Source organism: Rheinheimera sediminis (assembly GCF_004005375.1).
Taxonomy (GTDB): domain Bacteria; phylum Pseudomonadota; class Gammaproteobacteria; order Enterobacterales; family Alteromonadaceae; genus Pararheinheimera.
Map to the genome: position 1 here is coordinate 74411 of NZ_RZUF01000021.1, position 20077 is coordinate 94487.

The following is a 20077-nucleotide window of genomic DNA, read 5'->3' on the forward strand; positions in this document are numbered from 1 at the left end:
AGCCGGTGTAATCACCGGCTTTATTGCGTTAATCTCAGTTAAGAACCTATAACGCCACCATCATCTTTGGTGATAATAACAGTAGCTGAGCGTGGTCTGCTGGTGCCGTCATTGGCTGGCCAGTTGCTGGTGAACTGGGTTGGGGTAGAGCGATCACCTGGGTGCTGAATATTGACAAACATGGTTTTTAAGTCGGGTGTAAATGCCAAACCTGTAACTTCAGCATCTACAGGGCCAACAAAAAAGCGTTTGATCATACCTGTTGCTGGATCTGCTACCAGCATCTGATTATTCCCATAAGGGCCTTGACCTTGCTGAGAGCCGCTCATGTCGGTTTGGATCCAAAGCAAGCCATTGGCGCTGAACATTAATCCATCCGGACTGGCTAAGTGGTTGTCTGCCGTGAGCGTAATGTTGCTGCCCTCAGTAGTGGTACCTACATCGCCAGCCAACAAGAATATATCCCAGTTAAAACTCAAACCTGAAGTGGCAGCATTTTCTTTCCAGCGAATAATATGGCCTGTAGCGTTATTGGCGCGTGGGTTTGCGGCATCAATCTGCTCAGTTGTGCGGCGTGTGTTATTCGTCAGAGTAAAATACACTTCACCTGTTGTTGGATGCACTGCACCCCATTCAGGTCTGTCCATTTTTGTGGCGCCGGCGATATCAGCGGCTAAGCGGGTATTTAATAAAATATCTGCCTGACTGTCGAAGGTGACATTGGCAGCGTTGGCTTTAGTCATCAGCTCTTCATTATTAATATCTAATGCCAGCCATTCGCCAGAGCCGTCAGCGTTAAATTTTGCCACATACAAGGTACCGTCATTCAACAAATGACCACCAGCAGTTGCTTTGTAGTAAGGAGCCTTAGAGACGTACTTGTATATGTATTCAAAGGTAGAATCATCGCCTGAATAGGCAATAATAGGTTGGCCTTCTACTACCGGGCCAAAAATGATGCCTTCATGGCCAAAGCGACCTAAAGCAGTGCGTTTTTGCGGTACGCTGTCTGGGTTGAACGGATCGATTTCTACTATCCAGCCATAGGTATTTGGTTCGTTACGGTAATCTTCGCTTGCATCTGCACCCAGGCTGGATGCATTAAAACGCTGGAATTGGTCAGCACCTGAGTCTGCAGTTTCCCAGTAGTAACGGCCATTTCTGCTGCCTACGCCGTAACGACTGTGTTCGCGTGGTTTTGTCGCATCAGCGTTCATGAAATAACCAGCCCAGTTTTCCTCACAGGTTAAATAGGTACCCCAAGGTGTAAAACCGTTACCGCAGTTATTTAAAGTACCACGGGTACGGGTACCATCCTGACTGTATTTAGTGACTACTTTGGCATCGCCACGCACCGGGCCTGTGATATCCATAGGTGTAGCGCCTGTGATACGGCGGTTTAGCGGGCTGCCTTGTACCAACTGGAATTGGCCCTGGGCGTCTTTTTTGATATGAGCCACAGTAACACCATGAGCCGCTACTTCTTTACGTACTTCGTCAGCAGGACGTGGCAGACCTGTAGGACCCATAGGGTGTAATACGTTAGCATCCAGATATTCATGGTTGAATACCAGTAGGCCTTCATTGCTGTTTTGACCTGTGCTGCGGGCATCTAAAGGGAAAAAATGCATACCATCATGGTGAGCGCCGACCTGCTGTTCCATATCGGCACCACTGTTGCTGCCATCGACCAGATAAGCCGGGTAGCTACCTAAAAGAGGAGTACCCATAGGTAAAAAAGCCCGGGCTGTATAACCAGCTGGCACTGTTGCTGTGTCTAAGCGGTTGGCGGCAATGGCAGTAAAACCTAATAAGATTGGCGCTGGTTCCGGTTTTACCGCAACAGGTCCTGTCACAGGCGCTGCAGTATCGCTGCTGCAACCTACCAGGGCTGATCCCATAATAGTGGCGATAGCTGCACCTAAAGAACCTTTTAAGAAACTGCGGCGTGAGGCCAGCACGGATTGAAAATCCGGGTTATCTGAAAAGTTAGTTTGTGGATCTATACCCGAGTTATCAATCTGGAAATTGTTGTTCTGCATTTTGACTCCGATGTCGGTTGAATTAGAAATCTGCCGCGACATTAGAGCTGTTGTTTGTTTCAGTAAGGTTACCTTTTATTGATAAAATAAAGACAATGTAAAAATAGCCAACGCATTGGTACTGCTTTGTTATTGAACCTGAGTTCTGAAGAGTGAGTGTCGAACACACTGCCTTTAACTTTATAAATCATATAGGTAAAATTATCATATCAGTCGCATAAACTTTCACTGACCGAGTGGGCAGATTGTGGTGGGTCTCAAGGCGCTTTGTCTTACCAGAGCTGACTATGGCTGGACACAGAGGAGAGGCGTGACAAGAGGGCTATTATTCGGTGGCGGCAGAGCTTATGCCGAACTCTGCTTATTTATCTCAGTCTTGCCAGATAAGCCGGCACTGTTTTAGCGGCAGGACCATAATAACCTTCAGAGAAATCGCCACGAGTGGCTTCCATATTCAGCTCTACCGTATGAGCGCCCGCCTGAGCTGCAATTTGCACAAAACCCGCTGCAGGATACACCTGACCTGAAGTGCCAATAGATATGAACAAATCGGCTTGCATCAATGCAGCTGTGCACTCATCCATCTGATAAGGCATTTCACCAAACCAGACAATGTCGGGCCTGAGTGGCTGTGGGATTTTACAGCAGTGGCACAGATCTGTGACTGTTACATCTTTTAACCAGCTTTGGTTTTTGCCTGACCAAGGGCATTTTACTTTTTGCAACTGGCCGTGCATCGCAATGACATGTTCTGAGCCTGCTCTTTGATGCAGATTATCCACATTTTGTGTGATTAACAAAAAGGTGCCACCTTGGGCTTTATGCTGCTGTTCGAACTGCGCCAACGCCAGATGGGCGGTGTTGGGTTTGAGTTTTGGATCCAAGAGCTGAGCACGGCGTTGATTATAAAACTGCTGCACCAGAGCCGGATCCCGGGCATAGCCTTCAGGTGTAGCCACGTCCTCTATTCTATGGTTTTCCCATAAACCATTGTGATCACGAAAGGTTTTAATACCAGATTCCGCCGATATGCCAGCTCCGGTTAGCACTACTATGTTGTGAAATCGCATCGAAAAAAACCTTTATTCTTGTACCAAAGTGCTTAAGCCAGCATAGCTGGCTTAAGGCAACGATCAAGAGGTCAAAATAACGTTAGAAATTTGGCTGACCACATTATCGGCCCCAGCTTTAATATCAGACATTACATCCTCAACTTGACTAATACGCTCGTTAACCTGCTGAGCAGACTGATTTACATCAGTAATGACAGTCATCATAGAGTCCACAATCTGCTGAGTGGCGGAAATCACAGTTGCAATTTCCGCTGTTGAATTCGCTGTTCTGGAAGCAAGACTACGGACTTCATCTGCAACAACTGCAAAACCTCGTCCTAAATCTCCAGCTCTGGCTGCCTCAATCGCAGCGTTTAACGCAAGTAAGTTGGTTTGTTCCGCTATAGAACGGATAGTGCTCACAATAGCACCTATACTTTTTGCATGCGAAGTTAAAGTCTCAGCTTGCTGGTAAGCGCTGCCTATTTTGTTGACCATAGTGCTGGTCACACTTACTGTTTCTTGTAATTTTTCCACGCCTGTGGCGACAATGACCGACGTTTCTTCGGATGTATTGGCCGCCATATCTGCAGCATGCCTCACAGCCTGGTCTTTACTTACTGCAATACTTACATCTGAAGCAAATTTCATGACTAGCCAGCAAGCAGATCTGCTTTAATCAGACTAGCAGAAATAAATGGAAAAAACAAAAGTGATAAAAATGATAAATGCATACGGACCTATCTGCCTGATGTCGCAAAATCTGTATTCAATTGCGTGATTTGCATGCAACAGAAACTTTTTTTCAGCCGACAATTTAACGGCTGGCTTAAATTCTGTGGCTACAGCAGCTTATACAGCGACCTTGCAACTTGAAAATAGCACAGTGATATAGAGTAAAACGCTGCTTTCTGAGCCCGATATTATCAAAGTGGCCTTACAGCAGCTCTACAGCGCCATTCTAGAGCTGAAAAAATCGCCCTACGGCAATCATCTTGACTATAGCTTTCATGGTTTTAATAACTGTGAAATTCAGGGCCTGATGCAAAATAAAGATCAGGCCTGGTTTCGCTTTATTTATCACTGGTATGGTTTGCCAGCCGCAGATGTAAACAAATGAAAATCAATGTTTTAGCAGGGCTTGTGTGTTGCCTTTTGCTGCCTGCAGTTTAAAGGCCACACTTAATACAAAGTTTCCCCGAGTTCAAATATGGTTAAATAACCTAAATGGTCTTTCGTTTTTGCCGGAGCAGGTGCTTATTTGGCTTATAGCTACCAACCCGCTGTACTGGCTGAATTTAATCCCGAAATTCATATGAAAGGCAAAAGAAATACCACAGAAAAAATTTATTTCACTAAAGCCCGAGCAGACGGCTGGTATATCGACTATTTAAAGCAGCCTTAACATTGTGAATAGCCCAGCTGGGTCTGGCCCCGGCTGCGAGTAGCCCTTTGTCTTTTAATGTTGTTTCAGTTTTTTCGTTTTCATTGTGTGTTAAGGTCGACTCTGTTATTTTCTGCTTTAAGTCTGGATAGCAAGGTAAAATGGCACTGAGTCTATTGTTGTTTGCTTTGGATGACGCAGCTTGCTGCCCTGCTCACCAAGCACATAAAGTTCTGGTGTTACTGTGCAACAAATTCACGCAGGAGTTGTATGTCAAGCCCGTCGTTAGCCTCGTTAAGTGATTATATTGATCAATTACTTGAAGCTATTTGTGTGGTGGATGCCAACGGCCGTTTTTTGTATCTGAGTTCTGGCTGTGAACGGATTTTTGGCTATCAAAGCGCTGAAATGATTGGCCGGCCTATGATCGAATTAGTGCATCCGGAAGACAGAGAAGGGACTTTATTAGCCGCCAGCGAAATTATGGCCGGGGATCAGAAAATCGATTTTGAAAACCGCTATATTCGCAAAGATGGTCAGATTGCTTACATCCAGTGGTCTGCCCGCTGGTCTGAAGATCAAAAAGTGCGGGTGGCCGTGGCCCGCGATATCACCAAACATAAACAACTGTTAGCGCAGTTGCAGCATATCGCCTTTTATGACCCTTTGACTCAATTACCCAACAGAGCTTTATTTGAAGATAGGCTGCAACAGTCATTAGCACGCGCCAGGCGGGAGCAGGGTATGCTGGCTTTATGTTTTATTGATTTGGATAAACTTAAAGAAGTAAACGATGGTCATGGTCATGCCACAGGTGACTTTTATTTACAAACTGTAGCCAAGCGTTTGTTGCATTCAGTGCGGGATACAGACACCGTGGCTCGTTTAGGTGGCGATGAGTTTGTGGTTATCATGGATGCCATCACCGACCAGGCTGCTGTGGTGCTGAGTCTGCACAACCTGCTGGCAAGTCTTCAGCAACCCTTTCTATTTACACGAGAAGCTCTGCAGTTATCAGCCAGTATAGGCCTGGCATTTTTTCCACAGCATGCACAGGATCCAGCCAGTTTACTCGCTGCTGCAGACAGGGCTATGTATAGAGCTAAGCAGGCAGGGGGGAATCAGCTTTGTGTTGCAACTGAGCTATGTTATTTAAGCGAAAAAAACCAGAGTTAGTTTGGCGAGTCTTATTGCTACACTGTAGTTTTTCTTACCCTAGCGAGTTTTGTGCTTTATGTCTGTGCCCCGTCGTATACACCGCTTTTTAGGCTGGTGTTTAATACTGCCATTTTTTATCTGGGCTACAACTGGCCTGGTGTTTTTCATTAAGCCTGGTTATCAGGCGGCTTTTTCCTCTCTCACGGTTAAAACCTATCCCATCAGCACTAGTGTTCAGCTAAGCCCTCAGCCTGATTGGCAGGAAATGAAGCTGCTGCAAACCGTGCTCGGTTTGCATTTGTTGGTGAAACAATCAGACGGCTGGCAGCAGTTGAACCCGCAAGACTTCACAGTCCGTCCCCAGCCTACAGATGATGAAGTGTACTTACTACTTCAAGATGCAATCAGCGTGGATCCTCAGCGTTATGGCCAACAGCTTCAAAAAACAGAGCAAGGTTTTATTACAGATACCGCTGTACAAATTCAACTGGATTGGCATAGTTTGAGTCTGTCGCAACAAGGTAAAGATACTGAATTAATTAACAATTTATACAAAGCTCATTACCTGCAGTGGACAGGACATAAGACTCTGGACCAAATAGTGGGTGTGATTGGATTAGTGCTGTTGATCTTGACTACTGTAGTAGGACTAAGGTTACTGGTTCGCCGTCGTTAAAGGCGCTTTAGTGGTTTAATAGCGGGAGACTATAAAAAAGTTCCATCTAAATGAAAATTATTTGCAAATGAGAATGATTATCGATAGCATGATTGGCAGGATCAGCGCCGATGCCTTCAACTCTTTTTGTTAACACTTCATTTTCATAGAAGGACTTTATTTGATGGCTTTTATCACCGCTAAAAAACATCAGCAGGTGGCCCGCTTTAATACCACTTTGTTAGCTTCAGCTTTCGCTTTGGCGTTACCTGCAACAGCAGCAGCTGATCAACAAAATGCCGCAACGCAAAACAACACTCAACTTGATGCCGTGGTTATTACCGCTGATGCAGTGGAAGCAAAATACAAAGCGGAAAAAGTAAGTTCAACCAAGCAAACTCAGCCTTTGGTCAACACACCACAAACTCTGGTTGTGGTGAAAAAAGAGTTGTTCCAGCAGCAGGCAGCAACGACTTTATCCGATACCTTACGCAATACACCAGGCATCACTATGCTGATGGGTGAAAATGGCAATACCGCCACTGGTGATTCTATTTTTATGCGCGGTTTTGATACCCAAGGCAGCATTTTTGTCGACAGTATCCGCGATTTAGGCACCATCAGTCGTGATACCTTTAATACTGAGCAAGTTGAAATCGCTAAAGGCCCGGCAGGTGCAGACAATGGTCGTGGTTCTTCCTCTGGTTATATCAATTTGTCGAGTAAACAGGCTACACAAGACGAATTTACTACAGGCAACCTGACTTTAGGTTCTGGCTCGCACAAAAGAGCTACTGTGGATCTGAACCGCCAGTTATCTGATACCTCTGCCATCCGGGTGAACCTGTTAAAGCAGGATTCAGGCGTAGTGGATCGTGATGAAGTGGAGGACAACAAAACTGGTATTGCAACTTCTTTAGCCCTGGGTTTAGGCACCGCCACCCGCGCTTATTTAAATTTATTCCATATCGATCAGAAAAATCTGCCAGACGGTGGCCTGACAACAGTGGGTTTGGCAGGCTACTACAATGCGGCTTTTGATGCAGACCGGAGCACGGCATTTCCAAATGGTGGCCCAAATGCAGGTAAGACGCTGGTGCCTGTAGATACCAGCAATTTTTATGGTTCAACAAATGACTTTGACGATGTCAAAGCCACTATGGTGACAGCAAAAATTGAGCATGACTTAAGCGATAAAACTACTCTTCGTAACACTTCACGTTTTGGTCAGTCTACGCAGGATTATCTGCTGACTGGGGTGAATGCCATTACTACGACAACAGGCACTGGTGCAGCTGCTGTAGCTATTGCAGATCCTGCCAACTGGACAGTGTCTCGCAGTCGACAAGGCAAAGATCAGCAAAACCAGATTTTAACTAACCAGACTCAGTTAAATACCTCTGTTGCTTTAGCAGGTCTGACGCACGATATCAGTTCAGGTATCGAGTTTATTTATGAGAGTCAGCGTAACAACACCTTGGGTTTGCCTGCAGGCACTGCTCAGGTGGCGGCTAATTTATACAACCCAAGTACAGCTGATGTTTTTGTAAACCCGGTGCATACCGGTGCCAGCACTGATGGCAGTACTTTAACTTCTGGCATATACCTTTTGGATACTATTCATTTAAGCGATCAATGGCAGTTAAACGCCAGCGCACGTTTAGATCACTACAAAACTGAAACCGACACAGTGACCATCCAGGGGACGTCAACGCCACAAACTATCCCGGTCGGCACTAAGTTAGGTTCTGCTGTAGAAGCATCAGACAATTTGGCCAGCTTCAAGCTGGGGGCTTTATACAAACCTGCAACTAATGGCAGTGTGTATTTATCCTACGCCACCAGTCAGTTACCGCCGGGCGGGGCTAACTTCACGTTAAGCACAACAGCCAACAATATTAATAACCCAAATTTGGATCCACAAAAAGGCACTAATTTAGAATTGGGCACTAAGTGGGATCTGCTGAATGAAAAGCTGGCAGTAACTGCTGCTGTGTTTAAAAGTAACAACGAAAACGAAATTGCCACAGACCCGGACGGCACAGCTTTGCAAGTGGGTGAGCGTCAGGTTCGAGGTCTTGAGTTGGGCCTAGTGGGTGCCATTACTTCAGCCTGGCAAATCAGTGCTGGTGCTGCCTACATGGACTCTGAGATTACCCGGGGTAATCAGTCTGGACGCATAGTGACAGATGGCGGCACTATTCAGTGGACTCCTGAACTGACATTTACGTTGTGGAATACTTACGAGTTACCACTAGGTCTGACCTTAGGTGGAGGCGTTCGTTACGTCGATACAGTAGTTCGCTCCAGTAGCACTACCTTAAATCTGGCAAAAACTGCAGTGGTGGAAATGCCGGATTATTGGGTGGTCGATGCTATGGCCTCTTACCCTGTAACCCCATATGTCGACGTACAACTGAACGTCTATAACCTGCTGGACGAAGAGTATATCGCCAAGTTGAACAACGGTGGCTCACGGTATTTTGCCGGGACTCCACGTTCGTTCCGTTTGGGTGTGAATGTACAGTTCTAAGCACTGACAGGTACAAGGCCTCAGCAATGAGGCCTTTCATACAGGATTTTTTATGCTAATCCATATTCCGCAAGTATTAAACAAAGACCAAGTGGCACAATTCAGGCAATGGCTTGACGCAGCAGATTGGACTGATGGTCGCGCAACTGTTGGGCCACAAGGTGCATTGGTGAAGCAAAACAAACAGTTATCTGTCGAATCCCCGCTGGCTAAACAACTGGGCGCTGTGATTTTACAGGCTTTGTATCAGCATCCGCTTTTTATGGCAGCGGCCATTCCACTTCGCACAGTACCGCCATTATTTAACAGCTATCAGAGCGGTGAACATTATGGTTTGCATGTAGATGGCGCTATTCGTGGTTTGCCTGGTTCTGGTTTAAGTTTAAGAACAGACTTGTCTTCGACCTTATTTTTGTCCGAGCCTGATGACTATCAGGGCGGCGAGTTGCAAATCATGGATACCTTCGGTTTGCATGAAATTAAACTGCCGGCGGGGGATTTAATTTTATACCCTTCCAGCAGTTTGCATCAGGTATTACCGGTGACGCAGGGCGAGCGGGTATGCAGCTTTTTCTGGACCCAAAGTATGGTGCGTAACGATCAACAGCGTTCTATGTTGTTTGAACTTGATCAGACCATACAACAATTACGCTCCCAGTATGGCGATAGCTCAGAAGTTCTGACACTGACAGGGCATTACCATAACTTAGTAAGGCTATGGGCTGAACTGTGAAACGATCCGTCTCATTGTTTTTGCTGGTGCTGATGGTGCACTTAAGTTTGATTGCGGCTGTGGTCAGTCAAACCACTGAACCTCAGGTCAAAGCGGTCGAAAAGGCTATTGAAGGGGTTATTGTGTCAGCTCCTGTAGCGCCCCAGCCAGAAAAACCTAAGCCAGTTCAGCCTGAACCAGTTAAAAAGCCGAAGCCTAAACCGCTGAAACAGAGCCAAGCTGAAGCGAAAAAGGCAGTGGCTACACCAAAAGCTGCTCAGGTAAAACCAGCTCCATTGGCACAAGCTTCACCCAAAGCGGTCAGTGCACCCGAACCAGTGTCGCCAGCGGCCAACAACAACGCTGCGGCCAAAGCATCAGAGCCTGAACCGCAAGCCAAGCCACCTGTGGCTTCTGCCAACACGGCACTGAACAAAGCGCCGCTTTATCCTATGTTATCGCGCCGTCTGAAAGAGCAGGGCACTGTCTATTTACAGGTGTTGGTATTGAAAAACGGCAAAGTAGGGCAGTTAAAACTGAAACAAAGTTCGGGTTTTGCACGACTGGATCAATCGGCCTTAAATGCAGTACGCGGCTGGACTTACCAACCAGCGCTGAAATTGGGGCAACCGATAGATTTCTGGTTTGTGCAACCTGTGGTTTTTAATTTAAATTCAATCCATTAGTGAGTAAATCATGCAAGAAAATCCCTATGGTATTGCGGCACTCTGGGCACAGGGTGACTTTGTTATCAAAGCTGTGGCTGTGATGCTGCTGTTGATGTCTGTAGCAAGTTGGTCTGTGATAGTGATCCGGGCCATTAGTTTATGGCGCTTAAAACGTATTAGCAGAGCCAGCAATGATTTTTGGCATGCTCACAGTTTCACTGAGGGGTTACGCATTTTAAGCTCGGCCGACACTGCGACGGGGCCTATGAATCCATTTCGTTACATGGCAGATGAAGGTCAGGCGGCTTTGGATCATCATCAAAGTCATCAGCAAGACTTACATGGCAATTTACCGCTCGCCGAATGGCTGGTTTCTTGTCTGCGTGGCGCTATAGATGAAAGTGCTGAACAGATGCAAAAAGGCTTGGCCATTTTGGCTTCTGTAGGTTCAACTGCACCTTTTGTTGGTTTATTCGGCACTGTGTGGGGCATTTATCATGCGCTGGTGGGTATTGGTGTGTCGGGGCAAGCCAGTATCGACAAAGTTGCAGGTCCTGTTGGTGAAGCATTAATCATGACAGCCTTTGGTTTGGCTGTGGCTATTCCTGCTGTGCTTGGTTACAACGCCCTGCAGCGCGGTAATAAAGATGTATTAAATAAAATGCAGCGTTTTGCCCATCAGCTACACGCCTATTTTCTGACGGGCGCAGCGCCAAAAAGCAGCAGAGTGGTTGTGCCTTTAAAGGAGGCAAAATAAATGGCTTTTGGTAGCGGTTTAGATTCAGACAATGAAGTGATGAGCGAAATAAATATGACGCCGTTGGTTGACGTGATGCTGGTGCTGCTGATTATTTTTATCATCACAGTGCCGGTGATCACTCATAGTGTGAAAGTAGATTTACCTCGGGTCAGTAACGAAAAACAGCAAATTAAACCTCAAACTGTTACGTTAACAGTTAAAGCCGATGGCGCCGTATTTTGGGACGATGAGCCTATTGATGCGGCTGCGCTTGAAATAAAGTTGGCACAACAAGCGCAACAACAGCCACAGCCTGAAGTACATATTCGAGGTGACAAAGCTGCACCTTACGAGCATGTACTCAAAACTATGGCCGCTGTACAGCAATCGGGTTTATTGAAGTTAGGCTTTATCAGCGAGCCTGCAGCTTAAACTTTGTTATTCGGTTTTTTTCGTCAGTTTCATTGATAAAATTAAATTGCATGCAATTTAATTGTTGGGCATTATGTTTTTACTTTCAGCATGTACTGAAACCCCAACTAACAGAGGAGCACATGATGCCAAACCCAATTTTTGATTTAGCAGTCACCAACATCAAAGGCCAGGCGGTCGAATTAAAAGACTATCAGGGCAAAGTGCTGCTGGTGGTAAACACTGCCAGCAAATGTGGTTTTACGCCGCAATACAAAGGCTTGGAGGTGTTGTATCAGAAATACAAGGAGCAGGGTCTGGAGATTTTAGGTTTCCCTTGCAACCAGTTTGGTCAGCAAGAGCAGGGCAATGAAACGGAAATCAGTGAGTTTTGTGAACTGAACTACGGTGTATCTTTTCCCATGTTCGCCAAAGTGGATGTAAACGGTCCGGACGCTTCACCTCTATTTAAAAATCTGAAACAGCAAAAACCAGGCTTGTTAGGCTCAGAATCTATTAAATGGAACTTCACTAAATTTCTGATTGGCCGGGATGGCAAGGTGATTTTACGTGCTGCTCCTCTGACCAAACCAGAAGAGTTAGAAGCTGAAGTTCAGGCGGCGTTAGCCGAAAAATAGATGATTTTGGTCGAATAGATAGCCTGGGGGCGACCTTTATGGTCGCCCTTATTGTGGTGCGCCAGGCATGGCGCGTTGCGCGTAAGCGCAACTGGTTTGACTGTGGTAGTCAAACTGGTGACTTGGAGGTGCAAGTCCTCTACACACCCGGTAAGGGGAAGTGTTAGCTGAACGGCAAGGGTGTTCATCGTGAGGTGAAATCTGAAGGAAGCTGAAAGCAAAATGCTGGCCTGACGAACAGGAAGCGATTTAGGCGTTGTAGCAGGGTGAGGTGGCCATTATCACTAAAGCCCAATACTTACACGGAATGCTACAACGTAAAGTCGACAGGTATAAGCAGGAAGGTCGCGCGAATTACCCTGGGAGATCTGTCGCCCTGCCACGAGCTACTGGCGCTGTGAAGTGTCGGGATGGGGCAACAGAAGTCAGCAGAGGCCGTATTAGTGATGTAAAACCGACATCATGAAGGGCTGAACCTGTCACGAGCGGCAAGTCACGCGTGCTCTCGAGTTATCGGAACACAAGGCAATGAAAATAATCATTGTGCCGACAAATAAACAAGAAGGGTCGGAAACCTGGACGGTGTTTGCGGTGTTCTAAACGATAACCGGCGACACGATGCACGAAACAGACTCATGTATTGAATACGTTCGATACAGACAGGAACCGCCGTATGCGGAACCGCATGTACGGTGGTGTGAGAGGACGGCGGGAGCGATCCCGCCTCCTACTCGATTTCACATCTGTCTGATTTTATCGCAAGAACAGATGTAAAAAAACGCCTGATGACAAAGCTGTAATCAGGCGCAAAGTACACAAGGCTGGGATTGGTCAAGTAAAAGACCTGTAGCTTTTACAACCTGTTCTGCTGTGCGGCAGGAACGGAGCAGAGTGTGCACCTGTTTTGCGCTATGTACCTTGATATAGAACAATAAAATACCTAGTTTGCCAATTTCCCCTGTTAGCCTTTACTTCTGTGTCGCTGGAAAAAAAATGGCGCAAAAGCCAGATGGAGTTTTTTTCGTAACGAGAAACCTAGCCACCACCAGACTTTACGGATCAGCGCTTTAGATTGCCGATCAAGCTCAGCTGGGTAGCTGTGCTGAGTTTGATTGCTCAGTTGTAATTTATAAAGCAAATAAGCTAAATGAAACAATAGGATGTAACGTAAACGCTCTGACAGAGCAGGGAGCGAATGCTTCTGCCTTAGCGCGTTAAAAAAGCTTTGTAATTGCTGCTGATGCTCGGTTTTCACATGAAAAGACGCGCTGGCACAGTGTTCTCTGTAGCCATAAAGTGGCAAACGCAGATGATAAAGCCGCTCTGCTGCCTGATATAAAGCTGGCATCGCCATTACATCTTCGCAAAAAGCGATGCCGGGCGGAAATTGAAAATCTGGCATGAGGTTTTTGCGATAGATCCTTAACCATGGAAACCAACGACTGGATTGGTACACTTCTTTGACCGCTTTGTGTTTTTCCAGCCAGCCTTGTTTACGATGCAAATAGCGCTCCTTGGCGTGATTCAGCGCTGCAGCATCCGTAAAGCGTTTGTAACCCAGTTCAATCAAATCTGGTTGATGCTCAGTGATCACAGCTAATACATTGCTGATGTAGCCAGGCAGCACTATATCGTCAGCATCGATAAAACCAATATAGCCGCCTTCTGCTTTGGCTAAACCGGCATTTCTTGCCAGGCTTACACCAGCATTAGCCTGACAGAGCAACAAGTAAGATTCTGGTCGTGCTGAACTACAAATGTGCTGTTGTGCCAGTTCCAGGCTACCGTCTGTGGCACCATCGCAGATCAGAATCACCTGAACCTGCTCTGTCAGTTGCTGTTCGATGGAATCAAGCAACTGAGCAAAATACCTGGCTACATTGTAAAAAGGGACGATAAGAGATAACAGAGGACCTGGCTGCATAGCGGGCTGAACTTTACACAAAAATAGCATGAAGCCGAGTTTATCAGCAGCGGGTATGCTGGAGGCTAAGGGGTAACAGTTAGTTACTAAGCTGCTAACTATCCTTACATTCAGCATGCTGTTGTGACGAAATTCTATGCTGCTCTGGTGCCATAAAAGCGGGATCATCTCTGGAATCACGGTATTTCAGCAGCAGGCTTAATCTTTGCTGTTTTTGCACTTGCTTTAGTTTAAGGATTTTTCAACACTAGCCCGCTGTTTTCTGCATTCATCAGGTGGTTATGAAAAGTCTGCTTCACCCTGCGGTCGATCAACCGACTAAGGGAATTCTATGTATGTTACTGGCCGTGGGCATGTTTTGCGCTATGGATGCCTGTATGAAGCAACTGACGCAACATTATGGCCCTATGCAAATTACCAGTTTACGAGCTTTGTTTGCCTGGCCCTTAATAGTCGTCTGGTTAGTGACAACCAATAGGGTGAAGCATTTACTCAATTCACGCTGGTCTTTGCATTTGCTAAGAGCCGTGCTTGGTATCGTCATGTTGTCGGCTTTTGTCTATGCCATTCAAACCTTATCGCTCTCTGATGCTTATGCCATCTTTTTTGCAGCACCACTGCTTATCACTGCGATGTCGGTTTGGTTTTTAGGTGAGCATGTGCAAATCAGGCAATGGGGTGCTATCGGTATTGGTATGCTGGCGGTGCTGTTTATGCTAAAACCAGAGGGCGATCAATTGCTGAGTTTAGGCGCGCTGGCTGCTTTGGTTTCAGCACTTTGTTATGCCATTTCTGCTATTACGGTACGGGTTTTATCCCGCACTGACAACAGCGGCAATATGGTGTTTTGGCTGATGACCATGATAGGTCTTGGTGCCGGTGCTTTAGCTTATCCGGATTGGGTGTCTATATCTTCGGATCATTTGTGGTTATTAGCGCTGATGGGGTTAAGTGGTGCTATAGGTCAGGTGTTTATTACCGAAGCTTTTCGTTTAGCGCCGGCTTCTGTGATTGCGCCTTTTGAATACACGGCGCTGGTGTGGGGTTTAGGTTTTGATATTCTGCTATGGCAGTTGTTTCCAAGCTTATCGCTGCTTATTGGCGCTGGGGTCATTATGGCCAGCGGCTTGTATTTATGGGCGCAGGAGCGGCGCTGATCTAACCTTTTTGGTATAGCTTTGAACACCAGACGGGCAGGGCAAGCCCAGCCCCTACATTTTGTGTCATGCTATTGTCATTCTGTGGTTTTAGTATGAAGTTTTTGCAAAAGGTGTGAATAATATGCTGATAAAAAAAGGTTTTTCCCTGCTGCCTCTGAGCCTGCTGTCTTTAACTATGCTATCTGGTGTTGCCATGGCTGCTGACGCTTGTGTGACTGCTCCTTTGGTTATTGCACACCGTGGTGCCAGTGGTCATTTACCCGAACATACGCTGGAAGCATATATGCTTGCCATGCGAATGGGCGCTGATTTTATCGAACCCGATTTAGTACCCACCAAAGACGGTCAGCTTATCAGCCGTCATGAAAATGATTTAACTCATACCACCAATGTTGCTGTAGTGCCACAGTTTGCCGATCGTAAAACCACCAAACGTATCGATGGTATTCCAATTACGGGCTGGTTTAGTGAAGACTTTACTCTGGCTGAAATAAAGCAGTTGAAAGCACGCGAACCTTTATCCGCATTAAGGCCTCAGGGCGCAGAGCACAATGACAAGTTTGATATTGTTACTCTGGCTGAGATTGTGGGGCTGGTAAAACAGTTTGAGGCCGATACCGGTCGCAAAGTCGGGCTTTATATTGAAACCAAACACCCGACTTATTTTCGTTATGAAGGCAAAAGGATTGCAGGAGCCCCCATAGCGCTGGATATCAGCAAAATGCTGGTACAGCAATTACAGCAGCTGCGTTTTACCGAACCAAGCCGGGTCTTTATTCAGTCTTTTGAAGTGCAAAATTTACTTGAGCTGAAGCAGCAGTTGATGCCAGCTTTGAAGCTGAAGATTCCGCTGATCCAGCTGATTGGTGATACCGAAAAAGCTTATCTACCACCACAAGACAGTTTTTCTGTGCCTTATGATGTGTTTTATCATCAGCAACAAAGCGCAGATTTAGCTTCCATTTATAAAGGCAGCAGCTTTGTAGCCTTAGAGTCCAAACCTCTGGATTATTCAGTTTTACTCAACGATAAAGGCCTTAACTTTATACAAAACTATGCCGCTGGTATTGGGCCATGGCGCAGCAGTATTTACCAAAAACACAGCCTGAATTTAAAGCCCTTTGTCAAAGCGGCCCAGCAGCAGGGCTTAAAAGTGCACCCTTATACCTTTAGGGCTGAAGCGAACTATTTAATGCCCAAAGATGAAAAAACTACATTTAGTTATAATCAAGAAATGCAGGCTTTGTTCAAGCAGGGCATAGACGGACTGTTTACGGACTATCCAGATTTAGCGCTGGAACAACGCGCCTTGTTTCAGCAAAGTTGTAAGCTTTAATATCTGTTTTGCATGATCGCTAAGCTATTAAAACCATGCTGCTTTCTGTTAGAGAGCAGCTTTCCACCAGGGCTTAAATGCTTGTTCCCTGCCATCAAAATAAATGGCTTGGCCAATCACAGGAGTCCATAGCTGGTAATCATGGTTTTGGCTCGCTTTCGACAAACGCTCGAATGGTTCAAACCAGTCATGAGGTGCCAGAGTAAAACGCCCAACATGGGCCGGAGTCATAGCCTGAGCGTTGAGGTCATCGGCAGCTTGGGCTGCTTGTTCCGGAGTCATATGCAAGTGTGCCCAACGCGGATCATACTGACCACTATCCAAGGTCACCCAATCAAAGGCGCCAAATTTACTGCGGATCTCCGAAAAGTGTGATCCATAGCCAGAATCACCACTAAAAAATAGCCGACGTTGCTGGCTTTCTATGACAAAGCCAAGCCACAGCGATTGATTGCGGGTAAAAGTGCGGCCTGAATAATGCCGGGCAGGAGTGGCATGTATCTTCAGATCTGCACTGATCTCTAGTTCACCGTACCAGTCCAGTTCCTGAATAAGGCTGGAAGCGTAGCCCCACAGCTCAAAATGCGCTCCTACCCCTAAACCTGTAACCACCTGTTTAACCAAAGGTTTTAGTGCCAGAATTGTATGGTAGTCCAGATGGTCATAGTGGTCATGCGTAATTAGTAACAGGTCTAGCGCCGGTATATCTGCTGCGGAATACAAATTGGTACCGTCAAAGGCTTTAATCATACCTGGTACTGGCGCTGCATAGTCGCTGAACACTGGGTCTATCAGCATGCGTTTGCCACCCAGTTGCAGGTACCAGGAAGAGTGACCTAACCAAATCGCCAGGTCATCCTTCGGATTGAGGCTAAACAGGTCGGTTTTTTCTGTGGGGAGCAGATGTTCAGGCCGGGTTGTTTTCTTGTCGGCAAGCCAGTTTTCTATACGGATAGATAACTGGGTCGCGCCCTTTGTCAAAAAAGGCGTCTCAAGCTGATTCTGGAAGGCGCCTTCAGCATAGTTTGCAGAGGACTGGATCCTGTCCAGTTTTGCTCCATCAGGCAAGCTGCCGAATAAGGCATGCTGAAAATAGGCATAAGTGAAGACTGCTAGTAGAGCCAGCAGACAGGCAAATCCAATACATAGTTTTTTTATCATGTATCAACTCTGATTGTTTAAGGCAGCTTTTCACATTGGGTCCACAGCATCGAAGTGCTGAGGTTTTACTGCAGTGCTTTAAGGATACATAATCCATTGTACAGATGAAGCTGCAAGTCGATTAGCCGGGTAAAACTCTATGCAATGATGAGTTATTTTCAATAATCATAATTCTGGCAAAACAGTAATCTGTTTATTCTCTTTGTATCTGATGGCATTTACAAAAGCCATAAAAGCAGGTGAAGCTTGACGACGATTTGGGTAATACAAATGGTACCCCTGAAAATACGGACTCCAGTCGGTTAGGATCATTTTTAATTGGCCATCTGCCAGATAAGGCGCAACTAAGGGTTCAGGCACATAAGCCAGTCCAATACCATCCACAGCAGCATTCAGCACATGCATAATGCTGTTAAACACCAGCGGGCCTTCAGCTTTTACAGTAAAAGAGCGTTGGTCTTTTTCAAATTCCCACGCATAAATTGACCCAGCCACTCGATGACGAATATTAATGCAGGCATGTTCTGTAAGTTCATCTGGTGTTGATGGTGCTGAGTGACGTGCAAAGTAGTCAGGAGATCCCACCACCACCAAGCGCCAGTCAGGCCCTATACGCACGGCAATCATATCTTTACTGATGGATTCTCCAAGCCGGATCCCTGCATCAAAGCGTTCTTCTACCAGATTGGTAAAGCCATAATCTACGTAGAGTTCTAGTTGGATTTCCGGGTAATCACGCAAAAAATTAGCCAGCATAGGGCGTAAATGCAGCTGGATTTGATCATCGGTGCAGGTCAATCGAATGGTGCCTTTGGGTTTATCTCTGAGTTCACCCAGAGCGTCCAACTCGGCGTTGATCTGCTCAAACAAAGGACTAATCGACTCTGATAACCGCACACCAGCTTCGGTCAGCGAGACATTACGTGTTGTTCTGGTTAGCAAACGCACTCCTAAACGTTCTTCCAAAGCACGAATGGTGTGACTCAAAGCCGAAGGTGTAACCCGCAGTATGGCTGCTGCTTTGGTAAAGCTTTGCTGCTGCGCCACCGCCAGAAAGGCCTGTAAATCCTTCATCTTGTCTTGTGCCATTGCTGAATTTTTCTCACAACTACATAAAGATTATGTCTACTAATCAAAATATAAAAGCTCTGTCAAGATAAAGCTATGTTTTGGTCTTTGAAGACGTGATGAAATGAATAGCTATATTTATAGCTCCGATGTTGCTGAGACAGCGAATAGCTGGGGTAGCGTATTTGCCATGTCAGTGTGCGCTTTTGCGCTGGTTGCATCTGAGTTTTTGCCTGTCAGTTTGCTCACTCCTTTAGCTGAAGATTTAGGCGTAACTGAAGGGTTAGCTGGTCAGGGTATCGCTATCTCTGGCTTTTTTGCTGTGCTGGCCAGCCTGTTTATTTCTCCACTTTTTGGGAAGCTTGACCGCAAAACTTTGCTGCTGGGGCTGACCGCTGTCATGGGCTTGTCAGGCGCTATTGTTGCCTTTGCGCCTGACTATCAGATGTATATGCTCGGCCGTGCGCTGATCGGCGTAGTTGTCGGCGGGTTTTGGTCTATGTCAGCCGCTACCGCTATTCGATTAGTACCTTCACATCAAGTGCCACGCGCCCTTGCTATCGTTAATGGCGGTAATGCTCTGGCTACAGTGGTCGCTGCACCGCTTGGAGCCTGGCTCGGGGCCACAGTGGGTTGGCGCTTTGCGTTTTTTTGTCTGGTGCCTCTAGCGCTGATGGCGCTTGGCTGGTTGTGGCTTTCTTTGCCTTCGATGCCTGCAACTGTTCAAAAAAATCGGCCAGGTCAGTTATTTAAAGTATTTGCTTTACTAAAACGACCCGCTGTCCTGTCTGGTTTTTTTGCCAGCAGTCTGATGTTTATGGGACAGTTTGCACTCTTCACTTATCTGCGGCCCTTTCTTGAAACTGTTACAGGGGTTCAAGGTGCCACAATTTCGTTCTATTTACTGGTCGCAGGGGCTACCGGCTTTATCGGTACTGTGTTTATAAGTCAGCTCCTGCACTGGCGCTTTTACCAAACGCTGATTGCTATTCCTCTGGTGATGACACTAACAGCATTGCTGCTGACCCTGGTTGGTGAACGCAGTCACGCTGTGCTGGTTTTGCTTGGGTTATGGGGCCTGACTGCAACAGCAGCACCTGTAGGCTGGTGGGCTTGGATAGCTCAGGTATTTCCTGATGACGCTGAAGCAGGTGGTGGCCTCTTTGTCGCTATGGTGCAGCTATCTATTGCCTTGGGGTCGACAGTCGGCGGCCTGCTGTTTGATCACAGTGGCTACCAAAGTACTTTTTTATTCAGCGCTGCCCTGCTGCTGATTTCCGCAGGCCTGACAGTCATCACTGCACCTAGGGCAGACCCAATGCAGCAGAAGGTAGGTTCAGATGACTAAAACATTTGATCACTTCTTCAATGTCAGGGCTTTTATTGCATTACTTATTCTATTCGCCGGCGTTTTTGCGCCAGCAGCTAACGCTGTA

19 protein-coding genes are annotated in these 20077 nt (G+C 46.4%); 13 read left to right on the forward strand and 6 right to left on the reverse strand.

The window, feature by feature from the left end; genetic code table 11:
* Positions 1 to 38: 38 nt before the first annotated feature.
* From EMM73_RS15065 to EMM73_RS20220, 3 genes are all read right to left on the reverse strand, one after another.
* Entirely contained in the window at positions 39 to 2042 is a 2004-nt protein-coding gene (locus tag EMM73_RS15065; protein WP_127687627.1) for a PhoX family protein, read from the reverse strand.
* A gap of 365 nt (positions 2043 to 2407) precedes the next feature.
* Positions 2408 to 3112, reverse strand: a complete 705-nt coding sequence (cobB, locus tag EMM73_RS15070; RefSeq protein ID WP_127687628.1) for a Sir2 family NAD+-dependent deacetylase — start codon at positions 3110 to 3112, stop codon at positions 2408 to 2410.
* Positions 3113 to 3175: 63 nt separating this feature from the next.
* Positions 3176 to 3745, reverse strand: a complete 570-nt coding sequence (locus tag EMM73_RS20220) for a methyl-accepting chemotaxis protein (protein ID WP_127687629.1) — start codon at positions 3743 to 3745, stop codon at positions 3176 to 3178.
* Positions 3746 to 4025: 280 nt separating this feature from the next.
* On the opposite strand from EMM73_RS20220, the gene EMM73_RS20390 reads away from it, so the two are divergent.
* The 10 genes from EMM73_RS20390 (at position 4026) to EMM73_RS15125 (ending at position 11992) form a co-directional block, all read left to right on the forward strand.
* Positions 4026 to 4214: a hypothetical protein gene (locus tag EMM73_RS20390; protein WP_261373456.1), complete on the forward strand. Its 189-nt coding sequence runs from the start codon at positions 4026 to 4028 to the stop codon at positions 4212 to 4214.
* A gap of 141 nt (positions 4215 to 4355) precedes the next feature.
* On the forward strand, positions 4356 to 4499 hold the full coding sequence (locus EMM73_RS20395) for a hypothetical protein (RefSeq protein ID WP_261373457.1): 144 nt from the start codon (positions 4356 to 4358) through the stop codon (positions 4497 to 4499).
* A gap of 249 nt (positions 4500 to 4748) precedes the next feature.
* On the forward strand, positions 4749 to 5654 hold the full coding sequence (locus EMM73_RS15090) for a diguanylate cyclase domain-containing protein (RefSeq protein ID WP_127687630.1): 906 nt from the start codon (positions 4749 to 4751) through the stop codon (positions 5652 to 5654).
* Between the two features lie 58 nt (positions 5655 to 5712).
* Positions 5713 to 6312, forward strand: a complete 600-nt coding sequence (locus EMM73_RS15095; RefSeq protein WP_127687631.1) for a PepSY domain-containing protein — start codon at positions 5713 to 5715, stop codon at positions 6310 to 6312.
* Positions 6313 to 6475: 163 nt separating this feature from the next.
* Positions 6476 to 8824, forward strand: coding sequence for a catecholate siderophore receptor Fiu (locus EMM73_RS15100; protein ID WP_127687632.1), 2349 nt, complete (start codon positions 6476 to 6478; stop codon positions 8822 to 8824).
* Between the two features lie 52 nt (positions 8825 to 8876).
* A complete protein-coding gene (locus tag EMM73_RS15105; protein WP_127687633.1) occupies positions 8877 to 9557 on the forward strand; it encodes a Fe2+-dependent dioxygenase in 681 nt (226 codons plus the stop codon).
* Positions 9554 to 10222 (forward strand): energy transducer TonB, encoded by a 669-nt coding sequence (locus EMM73_RS15110; RefSeq protein ID WP_222422676.1) that lies wholly within the window; start codon positions 9554 to 9556, stop codon positions 10220 to 10222. Before EMM73_RS15105 ends, EMM73_RS15110 begins: the two co-directional genes overlap by 4 nt.
* Positions 10223 to 10232: 10 nt before the next feature.
* Complete coding sequence (locus tag EMM73_RS15115; protein WP_127687634.1) at positions 10233 to 10961, forward strand: MotA/TolQ/ExbB proton channel family protein; 729 nt, start codon at positions 10233 to 10235, stop codon at positions 10959 to 10961.
* Complete coding sequence (locus EMM73_RS15120) at positions 10962 to 11375, forward strand: ExbD/TolR family protein (RefSeq protein WP_127687635.1); 414 nt, start codon at positions 10962 to 10964, stop codon at positions 11373 to 11375.
* Positions 11376 to 11500: 125 nt separating this feature from the next.
* Positions 11501 to 11992: a glutathione peroxidase gene (locus tag EMM73_RS15125; RefSeq protein ID WP_127687636.1), complete on the forward strand. Its 492-nt coding sequence runs from the start codon at positions 11501 to 11503 to the stop codon at positions 11990 to 11992.
* A 961-nt stretch (positions 11993 to 12953) separates the two neighbouring features.
* On the opposite strand, the gene EMM73_RS15130 is transcribed toward EMM73_RS15125, so the two are convergent.
* Positions 12954 to 13916 (reverse strand): glycosyltransferase family 2 protein, encoded by a 963-nt coding sequence (locus EMM73_RS15130; protein ID WP_127687637.1) that lies wholly within the window; start codon positions 13914 to 13916, stop codon positions 12954 to 12956.
* Between the two features lie 281 nt (positions 13917 to 14197).
* Between EMM73_RS15130 and EMM73_RS15135 the strand changes: the two genes are divergently transcribed.
* Both EMM73_RS15135 and EMM73_RS15140 read left to right on the forward strand, forming a co-directional pair.
* Positions 14198 to 15073, forward strand: coding sequence for a DMT family transporter (locus tag EMM73_RS15135; RefSeq protein WP_186435246.1), 876 nt, complete (start codon positions 14198 to 14200; stop codon positions 15071 to 15073).
* Between the two features lie 124 nt (positions 15074 to 15197).
* Complete coding sequence (locus tag EMM73_RS15140; RefSeq protein ID WP_222422677.1) at positions 15198 to 16412, forward strand: glycerophosphodiester phosphodiesterase family protein; 1215 nt, start codon at positions 15198 to 15200, stop codon at positions 16410 to 16412.
* Positions 16413 to 16460: 48 nt separating this feature from the next.
* Here the strand turns inward: EMM73_RS15140 and EMM73_RS15145 are convergent, their stop codons facing one another.
* On the reverse strand, positions 16461 to 17573 hold the full coding sequence (locus EMM73_RS15145; RefSeq protein ID WP_127687638.1) for an MBL fold metallo-hydrolase: 1113 nt from the start codon (positions 17571 to 17573) through the stop codon (positions 16461 to 16463).
* Between the two features lie 165 nt (positions 17574 to 17738).
* Positions 17739 to 18647, reverse strand: a complete 909-nt coding sequence (locus tag EMM73_RS15150) for a LysR family transcriptional regulator (protein WP_261373458.1) — start codon at positions 18645 to 18647, stop codon at positions 17739 to 17741.
* Between the two features lie 118 nt (positions 18648 to 18765).
* On the opposite strand from EMM73_RS15150, the gene EMM73_RS15155 reads away from it, so the two are divergent.
* Positions 18766 to 19989, forward strand: a complete 1224-nt coding sequence (locus EMM73_RS15155) for an MFS transporter (protein WP_186435247.1) — start codon at positions 18766 to 18768, stop codon at positions 19987 to 19989.
* Positions 19990 to 20077: the final 88 nt, after the last annotated feature.